This is a genomic window from Thermoanaerobaculia bacterium, assembly GCA_035717485.1.
In the GTDB taxonomy this organism is placed as follows: Bacteria; Acidobacteriota; Thermoanaerobaculia; order UBA5066; family DATFVB01; genus DATFVB01.
On the sequence record DASTIQ010000148.1, the window covers coordinates 1 to 17748 of the forward strand.

The 17748-nt window shown below is 68.1% G+C and carries 20 protein-coding genes; 10 read left to right on the top strand and 10 right to left on the bottom strand.

Annotation, left to right across the window (positions count from 1 at the left end; translation table 11 throughout):
* The 3 genes from VFS34_07715 to VFS34_07725 form a co-directional block, all read left to right on the top strand.
* On the top strand, positions 1-1841 hold a 1841-nt coding region (locus VFS34_07715; GenBank protein ID HET9794334.1), incomplete at its 5' end, for a DNA topoisomerase.
* A gap of 50 nt (positions 1842-1891) precedes the next feature.
* Positions 1892-2101, top strand: a complete 210-nt coding sequence (locus VFS34_07720) for a hypothetical protein (GenBank protein ID HET9794335.1) — start codon at positions 1892-1894, stop codon at positions 2099-2101.
* A 31-nt stretch (positions 2102-2132) separates the two neighbouring features.
* Positions 2133-2336, top strand: a complete 204-nt coding sequence (locus VFS34_07725) for a hypothetical protein (GenBank protein HET9794336.1) — start codon at positions 2133-2135, stop codon at positions 2334-2336.
* Here VFS34_07725 and VFS34_07730 read toward each other — a convergent pair.
* The 4 genes from VFS34_07730 to VFS34_07745 form a co-directional block, all read right to left on the bottom strand.
* Positions 2333-2992 carry a cyclase family protein gene (locus VFS34_07730; GenBank protein HET9794337.1) on the bottom strand — a complete coding sequence of 220 codons (660 nt, stop codon included), beginning with the start codon at positions 2990-2992 and terminating at the stop codon, positions 2333-2335. The two genes, VFS34_07725 and VFS34_07730, sit on opposite strands and share 4 nt — an antisense overlap.
* Positions 2993-3009: 17 nt before the next feature.
* Positions 3010-4809, bottom strand: a complete 1800-nt coding sequence (gene lepA, locus VFS34_07735) for a translation elongation factor 4 (GenBank protein ID HET9794338.1) — start codon at positions 4807-4809, stop codon at positions 3010-3012.
* A gap of 283 nt (positions 4810-5092) precedes the next feature.
* Positions 5093-5905: an alpha/beta hydrolase gene (locus VFS34_07740; GenBank protein HET9794339.1), complete on the bottom strand. Its 813-nt coding sequence runs from the start codon at positions 5903-5905 to the stop codon at positions 5093-5095.
* Positions 5905-6567: a helix-turn-helix domain-containing protein gene (locus VFS34_07745; protein HET9794340.1), complete on the bottom strand. Its 663-nt coding sequence runs from the start codon at positions 6565-6567 to the stop codon at positions 5905-5907. The genes VFS34_07740 and VFS34_07745 overlap by 1 nt, the downstream gene beginning before the upstream one ends.
* A gap of 152 nt (positions 6568-6719) precedes the next feature.
* On the opposite strand from VFS34_07745, the gene VFS34_07750 reads away from it, so the two are divergent.
* Together VFS34_07750 and VFS34_07755 are read left to right on the top strand one after the other, a co-directional pair.
* Positions 6720-7562 carry a pirin family protein gene (locus VFS34_07750; GenBank protein HET9794341.1) on the top strand — a complete coding sequence of 281 codons (843 nt, stop codon included), beginning with the start codon at positions 6720-6722 and terminating at the stop codon, positions 7560-7562.
* Between the two features lie 74 nt (positions 7563-7636).
* Positions 7637-8116, top strand: a complete 480-nt coding sequence (locus tag VFS34_07755; protein HET9794342.1) for an isoprenylcysteine carboxylmethyltransferase family protein — start codon at positions 7637-7639, stop codon at positions 8114-8116.
* 140 nt (positions 8117-8256) lie between these two features.
* On the opposite strand, the gene VFS34_07760 is transcribed toward VFS34_07755, so the two are convergent.
* The gene (locus tag VFS34_07760; GenBank protein ID HET9794343.1) at positions 8257-8778 is read right to left on the bottom strand and encodes a DinB family protein; all 522 of its coding nucleotides are present in this window, start codon (positions 8776-8778) and stop codon (positions 8257-8259) included.
* Positions 8779-8873: 95 nt separating this feature from the next.
* Between VFS34_07760 and VFS34_07765 the strand changes: the two genes are divergently transcribed.
* Positions 8874-9326, top strand: a complete 453-nt coding sequence (locus VFS34_07765) for a DinB family protein (GenBank protein HET9794344.1) — start codon at positions 8874-8876, stop codon at positions 9324-9326.
* A gap of 59 nt (positions 9327-9385) precedes the next feature.
* Here the strand turns inward: VFS34_07765 and tsaD are convergent, their stop codons facing one another.
* Positions 9386-10426: a tRNA (adenosine(37)-N6)-threonylcarbamoyltransferase complex transferase subunit TsaD gene (tsaD, locus tag VFS34_07770; protein HET9794345.1), complete on the bottom strand. Its 1041-nt coding sequence runs from the start codon at positions 10424-10426 to the stop codon at positions 9386-9388.
* 32 nt (positions 10427-10458) lie between these two features.
* Here tsaD and VFS34_07775 point away from each other — a divergent pair, with 32 nt between their 5' ends.
* The 4 genes from VFS34_07775 to VFS34_07790 are packed head-to-tail and all read left to right on the top strand — an operon-like array spanning position 10459 to position 13675.
* Positions 10459-10962, top strand: coding sequence for an EamA family transporter (locus VFS34_07775; GenBank protein ID HET9794346.1), 504 nt, complete (start codon positions 10459-10461; stop codon positions 10960-10962).
* A 21-nt stretch (positions 10963-10983) separates the two neighbouring features.
* Complete coding sequence (locus VFS34_07780) at positions 10984-11691, top strand: amino acid racemase (GenBank protein ID HET9794347.1); 708 nt, start codon at positions 10984-10986, stop codon at positions 11689-11691.
* Entirely contained in the window at positions 11688-12902 is a 1215-nt protein-coding gene (locus VFS34_07785; protein ID HET9794348.1) for a methionine aminotransferase, read from the top strand. The genes VFS34_07780 and VFS34_07785 overlap by 4 nt, the downstream gene beginning before the upstream one ends.
* Positions 12903-12904: 2 nt before the next feature.
* Positions 12905-13675, top strand: a complete 771-nt coding sequence (locus VFS34_07790) for a carbon-nitrogen family hydrolase (GenBank protein HET9794349.1) — start codon at positions 12905-12907, stop codon at positions 13673-13675.
* 10 nt (positions 13676-13685) lie between these two features.
* Here VFS34_07790 and VFS34_07795 read toward each other — a convergent pair whose 3' ends face one another.
* The 4 genes from VFS34_07795 to VFS34_07810 form a co-directional block, all read right to left on the bottom strand.
* Positions 13686-15830 (bottom strand): prolyl oligopeptidase family serine peptidase, encoded by a 2145-nt coding sequence (locus VFS34_07795; GenBank protein HET9794350.1) that lies wholly within the window; start codon positions 15828-15830, stop codon positions 13686-13688.
* 150 nt (positions 15831-15980) lie between these two features.
* Positions 15981-16424: a GNAT family N-acetyltransferase gene (locus VFS34_07800; GenBank protein HET9794351.1), complete on the bottom strand. Its 444-nt coding sequence runs from the start codon at positions 16422-16424 to the stop codon at positions 15981-15983.
* A gap of 169 nt (positions 16425-16593) precedes the next feature.
* A complete protein-coding gene (locus tag VFS34_07805; protein ID HET9794352.1) occupies positions 16594-17046 on the bottom strand; it encodes an SUF system NifU family Fe-S cluster assembly protein in 453 nt (150 codons plus the stop codon).
* Positions 17043-17748, bottom strand: a 706-nt coding sequence (locus VFS34_07810; GenBank protein ID HET9794353.1) for a cysteine desulfurase, incomplete at its 5' end; no start/stop codon positions are given. The genes VFS34_07805 and VFS34_07810, both read right to left, overlap by 4 nt.

Below are 17748 nucleotides of genomic sequence, written 5' to 3' on the forward strand. Positions count from 1 at the left end.
CACGCCTGTTTTCGTGGGACGGCGAGAAGCTCAAGTTCGACGGATCGGACCCGAAGCTCGCCGACGGCGAATCCGCCGCGCGGATCCGCCGCGAGGTCGAGAGCGCCCCGTGGACCGTCGAGCGGGTCGAGAAGTCGGAGCGGAAGAAGTCCCCTCCTCCGCCGTTCATCACGTCCCAGCTCCAGCAGGTCGCGTCCCGGCGGCTCGGGTTCTCGGTGCGACGCACGATGCAGGTCGCGCAGCGTCTCTACGAGGGAAGGGAAGTCCCGGGTCGCGGGACGGTCGGCCTCATCACCTACATGCGCACCGACTCGACGCGAACCTCCGACGACGCGCTCGCCGCCCTCCGCGAGCACATCGCGGCGACGTACGGAGCCGAGTACCTTCCCGAATCGCCGCGCTTCTTCAAGTCCCGCGCCGGCGCGCAGGAAGCGCACGAGGCGATCCGCCCGACGATGATGGACCTCCCTCCGTCGGCGCTCGCCGGCGCGCTCTCGTCCGAGGAGGCGAAGCTCTATCGGGTGATCTGGGAGCGCTTCGTCGCCTCGCAGATGAACCCGGCGATCTCCGACGTCGTGACCGCCGACATCGCGGCGGGCCGCGCGCGGTATCGGGCGACCGGTTCCACCGTCCGGTTTCCGGGGTATCTCGCCGTGTACGGCGTCGCCGAAGAGGACGACGACGGGGCGGAAAAGGAGGGGAGCTCCGCGGTTCCTCCGCTCTCGGAGGGAGAGGCGCTCCGGGTGGCCGCGCTTTCGCCCGAGCAGCACTTCACGCAGCCCCCGCCGCGTTTCAACGAGGCTTCGCTCGTGAAGTACATGGAGGAGAACGGCATCGGCCGCCCCTCGACGTACGCGGAAATCCTCCGGAAGATCGAGGACCGGGAGTACGTCCGGAAGAAGGACAAGCGTTTCTACCCGACCGCGCTCGGGAGGGTCGTCATCGAGATGCTCATCCCCTACTTCGACGATTTCTTCGAGACCGGCTACACGGCGCGTCTCGAGGAGGAACTCGACCAGGTGGAGGAGGGGAAACTCACCTGGACGAAGGCGCTCGCCGACTTCGACAAGAAGTTCAGCAAGGACCGCGACCGCGCCCTCGCGAAGATGGTGTCGCAGAAGGCGGGCATCCCGTTGAAGGACGCGCGCAAGGCGTTCGGGTTCGCGCTCGTTCCGGAGATCGCGGACACCTGCCCGAACGACGGCAAGCCGCTGAAGCTCCGGATGGGGAAGAACGGCCTCTTCATCGCCTGCTCGGGGTATCCGGACTGCGAGTTCACCTATCACGTGCCCGAGACGGAGGAGGACGCGACCGACCTCTCGGAGTACGAGAACCAGAGCTGCGAGGAGTGCGGCTCGCCGATGAAGCTCCGCCAGTCCGGAGACCGCCCGTTCCTCGGATGCTCCGCGTATCCGAAGTGCCGGAACACGGTCGCGATCGCGGCGGCGGCCAGCCGGGCGGCCGCGGAGCCCCAGCTGACCGGAGAGAAGTGTCCGGAATGCGGCGGCGACCTCGTCAGGAAGCGCGGCCGCTTCGGGGAGTTCGTGGCGTGCGGGAACTATCCGAAATGCAAGTACCGCCCGCCGAAGCCGGTCGTCGAGACCGGCGTCTCGTGTCCGAAGGACGGAGGCCGCATCATCGAGCGCCGCGGCCGGTTCGGATTCTTCTATCCGTGCGCGAACTATCCGAAGTGCGACTTCGCGTTCCGCCACAAGCCGATCCCGGAGCCGTGTCCGCAGTGCGGCCGCCCGTACGTGCTGCAGAAGAGCACGAAGAAGGAAGGGACCTTCCTGTTCTGCGACAACCCGGAGTGTGCCTACCGGAAGAATCTGTCGAAATAAGGGAAATCGCTCCGGGTTTCTTCTACAATGTGTTCTCCAACGGAGGGGACGTGAGTTCAGCAGAAAAGCTGTCCTGCGCCGCGTGCGGCAAGGAAGGGATCATCTACATGCACGAAGGCTCGCCGTACTGCCCCTCCTGTCTCTCCAAGAAGCGGCCGCCGCTCCGGTACACGGGTCCCGAGAGACGGCGTCGCCAGGTTCCCACCATGTATCTCCGCCGCGAAGGGGACTTCAAGGGGAAGAAGCCCGCCAAGGGCTGACGGGCCCCGTTCTTGCAATCGGCGGCGCTCGATGAGCGCGCCGTCCCGTTGCGATCTCTGCGGACGCTCCGGGCTCCTCTATCTCGTCGAGGGCCGCCCCTGCTGTCCATCCTGCATGTATCGCCAGCGGCCGCCGCTCGAATACGCCGGCCCGGAGCGGCGGTCGTCGCCCGTTCCGACCCTCTTCACGCGCCGCTCGGAAGACGTCCGCCGCGGCCGCACCTTTTCCCGCTAGCCCGGCAGGAGCGCGAAGGCGCGCACCGGGAACGTGCCGAACCGCCGCACCCGGGGGGGGACGGCGAAGAAGCGGAAGCCGGAATCGGGAAGGGCGCCGAGCCCCGTCAGGTGCTCGACGATCGGAATGCCCCGGGCAAGGAGCGCCGAGTGCGCGGGCCTCTCGCCTCCTTCGATCCGATCGATGTTCAGGGAGTCGATTCCGACGAGCGCGGGCTCGCCTTCCGCCAGGCGCGCCGCGGCTTCGCCGGTCACGTGCGGGTGCGCGCCGGAGTCGAGATAGGCGGGAGTTCCCCAGTGCCGGTCCCAGCCCGTGTGGATCAGAACCGCCTGGCCGCGGATCTCGATTCCGTCGAAGACGCCGGGCCCGATCGCGGTCCTTCCCCGCGCGCGAACGACGATTCCGGGCAGATCCGCGATCCGGTCCAGCGGGAGATCGGAAAGGTCCGCGGCTCCCGCATAGCGGTGGAAAGGGGAATCCAGGTACGTTCCCGTGTTGCCGACCATCGCGATTCGTCCGATCTGGAACTCGGTGCCCGGCGCGTAGCGCGAGCGCGACTCCTCGCGGCCGAGATGCTCCGAGATCTCGGGCGCCGGCAGGCCCGGGTAAGTGAGCATCCCCGCAGCGATCGTGTGGGAGAGGTCGACGAAGATCACGGGCGGCGGGAACGGCGTCAGTCGACCTTGAGCACGGCGAGGAACGCTTCCTGGGGGATGTCGACACGCCCGACCCGCTTCATCCGCTTCTTTCCCTCTTTCTGCTTCTCCAGGAGCTTGCGCTTCCGGGTGATGTCGCCGCCGTAGCACTTGGCGAGCACGTTCTTGCGCATCGGCGAGATGGTCTCGCGGGCGACGATCTTCGCGCCGATGGCCGCCTGGATGGCGACCTCGAACATCTGGCGGGGGATGATTTCCTTCATCTTGCGGGCGAGCTCGCGCCCCTTGAGCGGCGCCTCTTCGGCGTGGACGATCAGGGACAGGGCGTCGACCGGCTCACCGTTGACGAGGATGTCGAGCTTCGCGAGCTTCCCCTCGCGATAGCCGGCGAGCTGGTAGTCGAAGGAGGCGTACCCCTTCGAGAGCGACTTCAGCTTGTCGTAGAAGTCGAGGACGATCTCGTTCAGCGGGAAGTCGTAGGTCAGGACGACGCGGTTGGCCGAGAGGTACTCCATCGACTTCTGCGTCCCGCGCCGCTCCTCGCAGAGCTTCAGCAGCCCCCCGAGGAAGTCGTCGCGCGTGATGATCGTCGCGCTGATGTACGGCTCGTCGATCCGCTCGATGTTCTGCGGCGGCGGAAGCTTCGCCGGATTGTCGACCTCGATCACGTCGCCCGACGTCGTCCGCACGCGGTAGCCGACCGACGGCGCGGTCGTGATGAGGTCGAGGTTGAACTCGCGCTCCAGACGCTCCTGGACGATGTCCATGTGGAGGAGCCCGAGGAAACCGCAGCGGAATCCGAACCCGAGGGCGGACGAGGTTTCCGGTTCCCACGAGAACGACGCGTCGTTCAGGCGCAGCTTCTCCATCGCGTCTCGGAGAGCCGGGTAGTCGTCGGCATCGGTCGGGAAGAGGCCCGAGAAGACCATCGGCTTGGCTTCCTCGAATCCGGGAAGCGGCTCCGCCGTGGGGTGACGGGCGTCGGTGATCGTGTCTCCGATCTTCGTGGAATGCAGGTCCTTGATGTTCGCCCAAAGGAACCCGACTTCTCCCACGGAGAGCGCGTCGACCCTCTCGGCCTTCGGAGAAAAGATGCCGACCTCCTCGACCTCGACTTCCTGGCCGGTGTTCATGAACCGGATCTTCTTCCCGGCCGCGAGGGTCCCGTCGAGGACGCGAACGAGAGAAGTGACGCCGCGGTAGGGGTCGTACCAGGAGTCGAAGAGCAGCGCTTTCAGCGGAGCCTTCGGGTCCCCCTTCGGCGGCGGGATCCGCTCGACGATGCGTTCGAGGACCTCGGCCACCCCCGTGCCCTGCTTGGCCGAGACGAGGACCGCGTCGTGCGCCGGGAGACCCACGACCTGCTCGATCTGCTCCTTCGCCTTCTCGGGTTCGGCCGACGGCAGATCAATCTTGTTGATGATCGGGACGATTTCGAGATTGTTGTGGATCGCGAGATACGCGTTGGCGAGCGTCTGCGCCTCGACGCCCTGGGTCGCGTCGACGACGAGCACCGCGCCCTCGCACGCGGCGAGCGAGCGGGAGACTTCGTAGGAGAAATCGACGTGCCCGGGAGTGTCGATCAGGTTGAACGTATAGGTCTTGCCGTCGCGCGCGGGATAGCGGAGCGTGACGGAGCGCGCCTTGATCGTGATGCCGCGCTCCTGCTCGAGCTCCATGTCGTCGAGCATCTGTTCGCCCATCTCGCGTTCCGAGACGGCGCCGCAGAGCTGGAGGATGCGGTCCGACAGCGTCGTCTTGCCGTGGTCGATGTGCGCCACGATCGAGAAGTTGCGGATGAGCTTCGGGTCCGTCATTCGAACCGCTGATCATATGGGAAAAACCAGGAGTTGCGCTGCCGGCGGGACGGGAGGAGGAGCGGTCGGCCCTCCTCGCGAGGCCGGGCGCGAACCCGGCGCTCACCGGAGTCCGACCGTCCCCGCAACGATCGGCGCGCAGAGCGGCTCACCGCGGCCGGGCTTTCAGGAACTCGACCGTCCTCGCGATGATCTCGCGCGAACGGGCGTCGGCGCTATCCGAAGAGGCGTGCCGTCGAGAATCGAATCGCCCTCGCGATGGTCGCGCGCGACCGGAAGCGGCTCATCGGAGCCGGGCTTTCAGGAACTCGACCGTCCTCGCGATGATCTCGCGCGAACGGGCATCGTCGTCGAGGAAATCGAATCCGTGCCGGCCGCGGGGATGGTTCATGACGTCGATCTCCGCGTTGGCCGCGAGCGCCTCCGAGACGAACCGGTCGATCGACGCGTTCATGAACGGATGATCGAGGCCCGCGCGGGCCACGAGGATCGGCGCCGTGCGGCCCTTCTCCGCCCGCACGTGATGAGCCGGGGAGAATTCCCGCCGCATGTCGTCGGTGATCGAAGGCGAAGCCCCCGGCGCCTTCTCCCGGATGTCGAGCGCCGCATAGAACGCGACGATCGCGCGGACGTGGGCCGGCGCACCCTTCAGCGCGAGGGAGAGGAGCGGCCCGCCTCCGGAGAAAACCCACACCGCGACGCGATCCCGGTCGATTCCGAGGTCGTCGGCCTGCTCTCGAACGTGCGCGAGAGCGGCGGCGACGTCGTCGGCCGCGTCCGGCAGGCGATCGGGCGCGAGGAACCGGTGGTCGAAGGCGACGCCGACCAGCCCCGATGCCGCGAGCAAGCGCCCGTACGACGTGAAGACCCCCATGTTCTTCGCTCCGAGCTTCGGGATCGGTCCGCCGTGGACCAACAGGACGAGGGGATGCCGGCCCGCCGGCGCGCCGCCCGGGCGATAGACGTCCATCGCCAGCGGCTCGCCTCCGGGGGAGGCGTAAGTCCGGTTCCGCTCGACGGAGACCGCGTCCATACCGCGGACCCGATGGACGATCTCCATCCGGATCAGCTGCTCGAACGGCGGCATCTCGGGCATCACTTCTCCTTCACGGCGAGATGGAGACGCAGGACGCGCGAGAGCTCGGCTTTCAGGGCCCGGTCGGCGCGCCTCGGGGCGAGCGCGCTCTCCGCGAAGACGATCGTGTCGCGCGTGACGCTGTCGGCGATCTGGATCGCGAACGGAATCGCTTCCGCCGGGCGCGGATGGCCGATCTGGCCGCGGCGCGTCTCGAGGAGCGCGGTCAATCGCTCGACCAGGATCCGGTTGAGCCGCGCGCTCCGGCGGGCGAATGCCGACTCCGGGTTCGAACGCACGTACAGGGCGAGGGCCCGCAGCAGCCCGTGGCGCTCCCGCCGTTTTTCGACGAGCCGGTCGACGACGGCATCGAGGATCTCGCCGGCCCCGGCGCGCCGCCAGCGGGCATCGGCGAGGAATTCCTTCCAGGAGGCGCGGCCGGCCTCGAAAAGGCGCTCGTCGAGCTCGTGGAGGAGTCCCTCCTTGCTTCGGAAGCGCGCGTAGAAGGCGCCGACCGACGAGCCGGCGCGCTCGACGATCTCGGCGACGCTCGCCTCCTCGAATCGCCGCTCGGCGAGGAGCTCCGCCGCGGCGGTCATCAGACGATCGAACGTCGCGCGGCTGCGGGCCTGCGTCGGGCGGCGGAGGCCGGCGGCGGGAGCGGGGCGGGACCTTCGGTGCATTCAGGAATTAGAATTCTGATTCTATTTCTCGTCAAGGGGGCCCGCCGCCGGCCGGGAAGCCCCCCCTTGACAGGTTTGCTAGGGTGGTTTCCGGGGCGAGCCGCGGCCGGCGGTCTCGCCTCCGCGCATTTTGGGACGAAAGGAATCGATTCATGGAAAACGTCAGGAAGATCGCCGGGGTGGTGGAGCCGATGGAGACGATGGACGGGGCCGGGGTCCGCCTGCGGCGGAGCATCGCGACGCCGGTGCTCGACTATCTCGACCCGTTCCTGCTCCTCGACCATTTCGGATCCGACGACCCGGACGAGTACATCGCGGGGTTCCCGATGCATCCGCATCGAGGGATCGAAACGGTGACCTACATGCTCGATGGCGTCGTGCGTCACCGCGACACGATGGGGCATGCGGGCGAGGTCGGCCCGGGAGACATCCAGTGGATGTCCGCCGGCGGCGGTCTCCAGCACGAGGAGATGCCGCAGATCCGGAAAGGGAGGCTCGAAGGCTTCCAGCTCTGGGTGAACCTTCCGGCGAAGCTCAAGATGTCCCGGCCCAGCTACCAGGAGGCCGCCGACCGCACGATCCCGGAGGTCGCCCATGGAAACGCGAAGATCCGCGTCGTCGCGGGGAAAGTGGGCGACGTCGACGGCGCGATCGCCGACATCGCGGCGAATCCGACGTATCTGGACGTCGACCTGCCGGGCAAGGAGCTCTTCGAATATCCCGTTCCCCGGGGACACGCGGCATTCGCGTACGTCTTCCGCGGAGAAGCGGTGATCGACGGACGTCCCGTCGCCGCGCCGAAACTCGTCGTCTTCGCCGACGGCGACTCGGTGTCGATTCGCGCGGGAGCGGAAGGGACGCGCTTCCTGCTGGTTTCGGGGAAGCCTCTGAACGAGCCGGTCGCGCGCTACGGGCCGTTCGTGATGAACACGCGCGAAGAGATCGGCCAGGCGCTGTCGGACCTCAGACGCGGCTGCTTCGAATGGCGAGGATGAGCAGGGGCGGATCTGCATCGAGCCGTCTTCAGAAGCCGCGATGTCCCGCGCTCGTGGCGAAGTAGACTCCCCTCATGGCGAGAGCCCATTCTGAAAAGGACGCCGTCGGGGCGCCGGTGCCGCCGCCCGCCGTGCTCGCCGTCGCGATCCTCCTGGGATTCCTCCTCAACGTCTGGCAACCCTTCCCCCTGCCGATCCCGGTGATCCCGGCGCGCATCGCGGGCGGGATCCTGCTCCTCGGCGGTTTCGCGCTCGGTCTCGCGGCCGCCCGTGCCCTCGCGGAAGGGGGTTCCAGCCCGCTGCCGCATCGTTCCTCGGGCGCGCTGGTGGCCCACGGGATCTACCGGTGGACGCGCAACCCGATTTACCTCTCGATGGCGGTCTTGCTCGCGGGAATCGTCGTCCTCGCCCGGAGCGGATGGCACCTCTTGATGCTCGCGATCTTCCTGGGGATCGTCAACGGAACGCAGGTGCCGCGCGAGGAGCGCTACCTGGAAGCGAAGTTCGGCGAATCGTATCGGGCATATGCGCGTCGAACGCGCCGCTGGTTCTAGCCGCGACGCCCGGCGCGGGATCCCCGATCGTCAGGAATTCCGCGACACCCGAACACGACGTGCGGCAGGCCGGATGTCGTCTCCCGAAGGAGGAGTCGCTCGGTCTCGAGTCCGGGACTGCCGGCCACCGAACGGTCCGCTCAGAGGTAGCGTTCTTCGAGGACCGCGGTGTGATGCCGGGAGTGCCCGGTGATGATCGCCGCGAGCGCCCGGACGGAAACCGGGTTCCCGCTCGCGATCCCGGAACGGCTCCAGGCATCCGGATCGAGAGACTCGAAGAATCGCTGGTGCCCGCGCCGCACGAGATCGAACTCCGCGGCGAGGTCGGCGAGCGCGGTCGCCGCCGGGGCGCTCCGCATCACGTCGTCCTGCTCGAAACCGGGAAGGGGAGTTCCGACGTTTCGCGCGAACCAGAACGCTCGGAATCCGAACACCCGTTCCGTGTCGACGACGTGCCGGAAGACCTCGCGGATCGACCATTTTCCCGGTTCGTAGCGGTGCCCGGCGCGCGCCTCGGGAATCGAGCGGAGAAGAGACAAAGTCGCCGCGCGGTCGGCCTCGAGGGCGCCGGCCAGATCCTCTTCCGGCACTCGCGAAACGTATTTCTCGTAGTAGGAGGCGTATTCCGACGGCGCCGGTCGCCCGGCCGGGGCTGCTTTCATCGTTTCCTCCGCGGGGGGCAGACTATCAGGCCGCCCGGCCCGAGGTGCGGCCATTTTCGGGCGCGCGGCGGGACCGTTTCGATAGAGTCGCAGGCGTGAGGGAAACGGCGCGGGAGTACCTCGCGCGGATGGAGCGGTATCTCGGGGACGACGATCCCTTCGACGTCCTCCGGTCGACGCCGCGCGCTCTCCGCCGGCTCGTCGCGGGCGCGCCGCGGCGGCGGCTGACTTCCGGCCTCGCTCCGGGAAAATGGTCCGCGATCGAGATCCTGTCGCACCTCGCCGACGTCGACCTCGTGTGGGGCTACCGCATCCGCAAGATCCTGGAAGAGCCCGGAGCCCGGATCCAGCCGATGGAGCAGGACCGCTGGGTCGAGGAGTGCCGGTACGCCGAAGCGCGCGCGGACGAGGCGCTCGAGGCCTTCGCCGCGCTCCGCCGCGCCGGCGAGCACGGCTACTTCGGACGGCTCACGATCCGCAAGATCGTGAGGATGCTCGCCGGGCACGATCGCAACCATGCGGGACAGCTGCGCCGGATCCTCGGCTGACGTCCGGGCAAAACGTTCAAGGGGGCATCGCCCGAGGCGACGGTATCGTCGTCGCGACGCTACGCTCCGAGCGGCCAGCGCGACCGGGCGTTCACGGCGGCGAAGTCCTTCGGCCCCTCCCGGCGGAATCGCCGCAGCCCGGCGAACGCGATCATGGCGGCATTGTCGCCGGTGAGCGCCCGGTCCGGAAGGAAGACCTCGATCCCCCGCTCTTCCCCCCACCGCGCGATCGTCGCGCGGATCTCCGAGTTGGCGGCGACGCCCCCGGAGAGCGCCACCCGCTCGATCTCTTCGCGGCGGCGGACGGCCTCGAGCCGGTCGACGAGCTGATCGACGATCGAGCGCTGGAAGCCGGCGAGAAGGTCGGCGAGCTCGCCCGTCACCTCTTGCTCGCTCCGATCGCCTTCGAGCCCGCGGGCTTCGAATTCGCGGACGAGCTGCGATTTGAGTCCGGAGAACGTGAAATCGAGCGAGCCGTCGTTGAACCGGCCGACCTTGAAGGGAAAGCGGCGGGCGTTCGCGCGCGCCGCGATCCGGTCGACGATCGGCCCTCCCGGGTATCCGAGGCCCGCGCGCCGGGCCACCTTGTCGAACACCTCCCCCGGAGCGTCGTCGCCCGCGCGGGCGATCGGAACGATCGCGTCCTCCTCGACGCGCACGAGCTCCGAATGCCCTCCCGAGACGACGAGCCCGTGAAAGGGATGGGCGATCTCCCGGGCCGGTTCGCCCCGGACGGAGAGATAGGGGGAATAGAGATGGCCTTCGAGATGGGAGACGGCGACGAGCGGGAGCTCCCGCGCGAACGCGATCGCCTTCGCCGCGGAAAGCCCGACGAGGAGCGCGCCGATCAGCCCCGGCCCCGCCGTGACCGCCAGCAGGTCGACGTCGTCGAGCGCGATCGACGCCGACGCGAGGCTCTCCTCGAGGACGGTCGGGAGGTTCTCGAGGTGATGCCGCGACGCGATTTCGGGGACGACGCCCCCGTATCGGGCGTGCATCGCCATCTGCGAAGAGACGACGTTCGAGAGGATCCGGCCGTCGCCGTCGAGAACGGCCGCCGACGTCTCGTCGCAGGAAGTCTCGATCCCGAGCACCTTCATCGCCGCGGATCGTAGCGCACGGAAGCGAACCGGTGGCCGCGGAACGCGTCGGAAAAGGTCCCGTCGGGACGCCGGATCCCGTGATAAACGCATCGCGGGAGGACCCGATGTTCTACTGGTCGATGCTCTTCGTCGTCCTCGGAAACGTCCTGTACCACGTCGCGCAGAAGTCGATCCCCCGGGGTCTCGATCCGGTCTTCTCCGTGTTCGTCAGCTACGTCACGGCGCTGGCGCTCTCGGCGCTGCTCCTCCCGTTTGCCGCGGCGCGGCCCCTTCGCGCGTCGTGGAAGCAGACCAACTGGGCGAGCATCGGCGTCGGGGTGGGCGCGTTCGTCATCGAGTTCGGCTTCCTCTTCGTGTACCGGTCGGGGTGGAACATCAGCCTGGCGTCCTTCGCCGGAAGCGCGGCGCTCGCGGCGATCCTCGTGCCCGTCGGAGTGTGGATCTTCCGGGAACGGCTCTCCTGGGTGAACGTCGTCGGCCTGCTCTTCTGCCTGCTCGGGTTCTTCCTGGTCACGCGCCCGGCGGCTTCCTGACCGCGCGATAGGATTCCGTTCGTGGCGCAGCACGTCGGCATCGTCGCCTGCAGCGCGGAGGGGGCGGCTCTCTGCTACCGCACGATCGCGCTCGAGGCCCAGGCGACGATGGGGGAGCACGGCCATCCCCGCGTGACGCTCGATTCGATCCCGATGGCCGAGCACATGGACTTCATCCGGGCCGGCGACTGGGCGGGCGTCGGGGAGCTCCTGCTCGACTCGGCCCGGCGCGTGGCCTCGGCCGGCGCGACCTTCGCGATCTGCCCGGACAACACGGTGCACCAGGCGTTTCCGTACTTCGTCGCCCGTTCGCCGATTCCGTTCCTCCACATCGCCGAGGTCGTCGCGGACGAGGCGGCGCGGCGCGGCTTCCGGAAGCTCGCGATCCTCGGCACGCGGTATCTGATGGAGTCGACGGTCTATCCGGGAGCGCTCGCGCCGAGAGGGATGGGGTGGGAGATTCCGGACGCGGAGGACCGCGAGAGGATCAACACGATCATCTTCCGGGAGCTCGTCAACGGCGTCTTCCCGGAGGGCTCGCGCCTCTACCTCAACGACGTGATCGCGGCGCTCGCCGCCCGGGGCTGCGACGGCGCGGCTCTCGTCTGCACGGAGCTGCCGCTCATCGTTCGGCCCGACGACGCGCCGCTCCCCACGCTCGATTCGACCCGGCTCCTCGCGCGGGCGGCGATCGCGCGGGCGATCGACGGAAAGGAGATCCGATCATGACCCGCCCCGCCTTGAGCTCCCGTCTCGAAGGGTTCGGCACGACGATCTTTTCGGAGATGACGCGCCTCGCCATCGAACACGGCGCGATCAATCTCGCGCAGGGCTTCCCCGACTTCGACGGCCCGGAGTTCGCGAAGGAAGCGGCGATCGCGGCGATCCGGGCGGGCCACGGCCAGTATGCGCGCGTGACGGGGATCCCCGAGCTCCACCGCCGGCTCTCGGAGAAGTATCGCCGCGACTGGGGGCTCGACTATGCGGCCGACGCGGAGATCACGGTCACTTCCGGAGCCACGGAGGCGATCTTCGACGCGATCAACGGCGTCTGCGACGCCGGGGACGAGGTGATCCTCTTCGAGCCGTTCTACGACTCGTACAAGGCGAGCGTCGCGATGGCGGGAGCGAAAGCGGTGTACGTCACGCTCCGCGCCCCCGACTGGAAATTCGATCTCCGGGAGCTCGAAGGCGCTTTCTCGTCCCGGACGCGGGCGATCATGCTGAACACGCCGCACAATCCGACGGGGAAAGTCTTCTCCCGGGACGAGCTCGACGCGATCGCGCGCCTCTGCCGCGAGCACGACGTCGTCTGCGTGACCGACGAGGTGTACGAGCACCTCGTGTACGAGGGGAAGCACGTCCCGATGGCGTCGATTCCCGGCATGCGGGAGCGCACGATCACGATCTCCTCGTTCGGAAAGACGTTCTCGCTGACGGGATGGAAGATCGGCTGGGCGGCGGCGCCTCCGAATCTCACCGCGGCGGTCCGCGCGGCCCACCAGTTCGTCACGTTCGCGACCGCAACTCCTCTCCAGCACGCCGCGGCCTCCGCCTTCGAGGCGCCGCCGAGCTACTACGCCGATCTCCTCGCCTCGTATCGGAGGAAACGCGACTATCTCTCCTCCGAGCTCGCGGCGATCGGCTTCGACGTGCATCCCGCCCACGGGACGTACTTCTGCTGCGCGGGATTCTCGCGATTCCACGGCGGCGACGACGCCGCTTTCTGCCGGTGGCTGACGTCGGAGATCGGCGTCGCGGCACTCCCGCCGACGTCGTTCTACGGCAAGTCGGACGAAGGGAAGCGTTACGCGCGTTTCGCGTTCTGCAAGAAGGACGAGACGCTCGCCGAAGCCGTGAAGCGCCTTCGGCGAAACCTGACCCCCCCGGCTCCCTCTCCCGGCGGAGAGGGAGCGGCCCGGGCGGGTGTCCGAGGCTGAGGTTGCGCGTCGCCCTGGTGCAGTTCGATATCGCCTGGGAAGACGTCGTCGAGAACCATCGGCGGGTCGCGGAGAGGCTCGAGCGCGCGGCGCGGGAAGGCGCGAAGCTCGCGCTGCTGCCGGAGATGTTCCCGACGGGGTTCTCGATGGACGCCTCGCGGATCGCCCAGCCGCCCGGCGGAAGAACGGAGACCTTCCTGCGCGAGCGGGCCGCCGCGCTTTCCCTCTGGATCATCGGCAGCATTCCGGAAGCCGGGACGCCCGCGCCGCGGAACACCGCGCTCGTCGTGTCTCCCGGCGGCGCGGTCGTTCGCTATTCCAAGATCCATCCCTTCACCTACGCCGGCGAGCATCGGCACTACGCGGCGGGGGAGCGCGTCGTCACCGTCGACGTCGAGGGCGTGCGGGTGACGCCCTTCGTCTGCTACGACCTCCGGTTTCCCGAGCCGTTCCGCTTCGCCGCGCGGGAAACGGACCTCTTCGCCGTCGTCGCGAACTGGCCCGACGCGCGCCGGGAGCACTGGCGGACGCTGTTGCGGGCGCGGGCGATCGAGAACCTCGCTTACGTCGCGGGCCTCAACCGCGTCGGCGAGGGAGGGAAGCTCCGCTACGCCGGCGACTCGGCGCTGATCGATCCCTGGGGCGAGACGATCGTGGAGGGAGACGCCGCCGACCGGGTGCTCGTCGGCGACGTGGACCCGGCGAAAGTCGCGGAAGCGCGGGCGAAGTTTCCCGTTCTCGAGGACGTGCGGACGGAGGCCTACCGGCGGTAGGAGAGGCCGCTCACTTTCGCGGCTTTTCGGCTCTCTCTCCCACGTTCTTCCAGAGGAACGCCAGAATGTCGGTCGATTCCTCGATCTGCTTCGTGACGGAAGTCTCGCTTCCGAGGTCCCCGCCGCCGCCGTGACCTGCCCGCGTCTCGATCCGGATCAGGATCGGCGCCGCCCCGGCCTGCGCCGCCTGCATCGCCGCCGCGTACTTGAAGGAGTGGCCCGGAACGACGCGGTCGTCATGGTCGGCCGTGAGGACCAGCACCGCCGGATACTTCGTTCCCTTCCTGACGTTGTGAACGGGCGAATAGGCGTACAACCACTTGAACTCGTCCGGCTTGTCCGACGAGCCGTAGTCCGACGCCCAAGCCCAGCCGATCGTGAACTTCTGGTAGCGGAGCATGTCCATGACGCCGGCCTGGGCGATCGCGGCCCCGAAGAGCTCCGGATGCTGGTTGACGGTCGCTCCGACCAGGAGCCCGCCGTTGCTCCGGCCGTGGATGGCGAGGTGGTTCGAATTCGTGTATTTCTCCGCGATCAGCCACTTCGCCGCCCACGCGAAGTCGTCGAAAACGTTCTGCTTGTTCCCGAGCATCCCGGCCTCGTGCCACGCCTCGCCGTATTCCGAGCCCCCGCGGATGCAGGCGAGCGCGTAGAGACCTCCCCGCTCGATCCACGTCATCACGCGGGCGGCGTAGATCGGCGTCTGCGCGAGGTCGAAGCCGCCGTAGCCGTAGAGGAGCGTCGGCCGCTCGCCGGAAGGGGTCAGCGTCCCCTTCTTGCCGACGAGAAACATCGGGATCTTCGTTCCGTCCTTCGACGGATAGAAGACCTCCTTCGCATCGAAGTCCTCCGGCCGGAAGGGCGCCTTCGGCTCGCGAAAGACCGTGCTCCGTGCCGAGTCGAAGTCGTAGCGATAGATGCGGACGGGGAAGGCGAACGAAACGAACGAGTAGAACGTCTCGCGATCCGTGCGCTTTCCGGAGAAGCCACCGACGGTCCCGAGCGCCGGCAACGGGATCTCCTTTTCGAATTTCCCGTCGCGGGCGAAGAGCTTCACGCGGTTCGACGCGTCCTGCAGGTAGTCGACGACGAGTCGGTCGCCGACGAGCGAGACGCCTTCGATCGCCGCGTCCCCCTGCGGGACGACGTCGACGAGCGCCGGCTCCGACGCCGCCGACGCGACGTCCACGGCGACGACCCGTCCGCGGGGCGCGTCCTTGTCCGTGAGGAAGTAGAACGTCGTCCCGACGTCGTCGATGAACTGGTACTTCGCGTCGTAGCGGTCGAAGAGCTTCACGAAGTCGCTCGAGGGCCGCGCGAGGTCCCGGTAGTAGACGCGGGTCTTCGGGCTCGTTCCCTCGCCGCTGGTCACGATCAGCCATCGCCCGTCGTCGGTGACGTTGCCCGAGAAGAACCAGTCGGGCTTGTCGGGGCGGGCGTAGATCAGCGCGTCTTCGGATTGCGGGGTCCCGAGCCGGTGGAAGAAGAGCTTCTGGTTCTTGACGATCGCCTGGAGCTCCTTTCCCTTGGCGGGCTCGTCGTAGCGCGAGTAGTAGAAGCCGGAGTCGTCGTGCGTCCACGACGCGCCCGAGAACTTGATCCATTTCAGGTCATCGGGACGGTCTTTCCCGGTGTCGACGTCGCGCACGTGCCATTCGTTCCAGTCCGAGCCCCCGGACGCCGTGCCGTAGGCGAGGAGCTTCCCGTCGTTCGAGACGGCATAGCCCGCCAGCGAGACGGTGCCGTCCTTCGACAGCGTGTTCGGGTCCAGCAGCACGCGCGGCTGGCCGTCGAGGCGGTCCAGAACGTAGAGCGGAGACTGGTTCTGAAGGCCGTCGTTCCGGGTGAAGAAGTACCGCCCGCCGGACTTCGCCGGAGGCGAATACCGCTCGTAGTTCCAGAGCTCGGTCAGGCGCTTCTCGATCTCTTTCCGTTCGGGGATCGCGTCGAGATACGAGCGGGTGAGCCGGTTCTCCGCGTCGATCCACTGGCGAGTCCCGGGGGCATCCGGGTCTTCGAGGGGGCGGTACGGATCCGCCACCTTCGTCCCGTGGTAGTCGTCGACCGCGTTCGAGGTCGGGGCCTTCGGATAGGTGAGGGCGGCGCCCGCCGCCGCGGCGGCGAAAGCGATCAGAAAAAGAGCGAAAAGCTTCATCCCTTCCTCCGGCCGCAGACTACCAGCACGATGCGGCGGACCGCAAAATCCGAAACGGCGCGGCCGGCGTCTCGTCGGAAGGATGCCGGGCCGCGCCTTCGTCGGCGCGGGGAACGGCGATCTCGGGACGCGGCGCTGCCGCCGCCGGGTTCAGCGCGAGTAGATGTCCGGCCGCGCGATCTCCATGTGCCGCTCCGGTGCGGCGAGCGGCCGGAACCCGAACTTTTCGTAGAGGGGATGGGCGTCGCGGGTGACGAGCATCCACCGCCGGAGACCCTGGAGGTCCGGGTGGGAGACGATCGCCTCCATGATCCGCGTCGCGACGCCGCGGCCGCGGAAGTCCTCGAGCACGAAGACGTCGGCGAGATAGGCGAACGTGGCGCGGTCGGTGATGACGCGGGCGAAACCGATCTGCCGCCCCCCTTCGAAAGCGGCGAATCCGAGAGAGCCGCGAACCGCCCGCTCGACGATTTCGCGGGGAACGCCTTCGGCCCAGTAGGACCGGGCGAGATAGCCGTGGACGACGTCGAGGTCGAAGCGGGAAGGGTCGGTCGAGATCTCGAGCGGGAAGGGCGCCGACGGTTCGCCCGTCATGGCGAGGGAGCGAAGCGACCGCGGCGATCTCCATTCCCGGCCCTGCCCGTTGCTTCGCTTCCGCCGCCGCCCGTCCCTCGCCGAGGCTTCGGAAGGCGACGGCGGACAGACCGCTCGCCCGGATGAACGCCGACGATGACCGGGGTCGGGAGGGCGGGAGGGATCCTGTTCACTCGGTCGAGATCTCCGCCGGCTTCTCCGCGTGGAGAGCGGCTTCCATCGTGTGCCAGGGAAGGCTCGCGCACTTGACGCGGACGGGGAACTCGCGGACGCCGGAAAACGCCGCGAGCTTGCCGAGCTCCTCGACGCCGCCGTCCCCCTCCTGGGTGACCATGCGATGGAACTTCCGGAAGGTGTTCTCCGCCTCCTCGACGGTCTTGCCCTTGAGCTCGGAGGTCATCATCGAGGCGGAGGCCTTCGAGATCGCGCATCCGGACCCTTCGAACCGGATGTCGCGGATCCGGTCGCCTTCGAGATCGAGGTAGACCGTCAGGCGGTCGCCGCACAGGGGGTTGTGCCCTTCGGCCTTCCGGTTCGCGTTCTCGAGCTTCCCGAAATTCCGGGGCTTCCGGTTGTGATCGAGGATGACCTCCTGGTAGAGGTCGCGCAGATCGTCGCTCACCCCAGCAGCTCCTTCACCTTGGCGATTCCTTTCACGAGCGCGTCGACCTCCGCCTTCGTGTTGTAGAGGGCGAAGGACGCCCGGACGGTGGCCGGAATCCCGAATCGCTCCATCACCGGCTGGGCGCAGTGATGGCCCGTCCGAACGGCGATCCCCTCCTGGTCGAGAATCGTGCCCACGTCGTGGGGATGGATGTCGCCGAGCACGAACGAGATCACGCTCGCCTTCTCCCGCGCGGTTCCGATGATCCGCAGATCGGCGACGTCCGCCAGAGCCGACGTCGCATGGTCGAGGAGCTCCGTCTCGTGTCCGGCGATCGCGTTCATCCCGAGCTTCTCGATGTATGCGATCGCGGCGCCCAGTCCGATCGCGCCCGCGATGTTGGGCGTTCCCGCCTCGAACTTGAACGGCACGTCGTTCCACGTCGTCTTCTCGAAGGAGACCGAACGGATCATGTCGCCGCCCCCCTGATACGGCGGCATCGCTTCGAGATGCTCGCGCTTCCCGTAGAGCGCCCCGATCCCCGTCGGCCCGTAGAGCTTGTGGCCCGTCACGACGTAGAAGTCGCAGTCGAGCGCCTCGAGATCGACTTTCCGGTGATAGGCGGCCTGCGAGCCGTCGACGAGCACGGGTACGCCCCGCGCGTGCGCCATCCGGATGATCCGCTCGACCGGCGGGATCGTCCCGAGGGCGTTCGACATG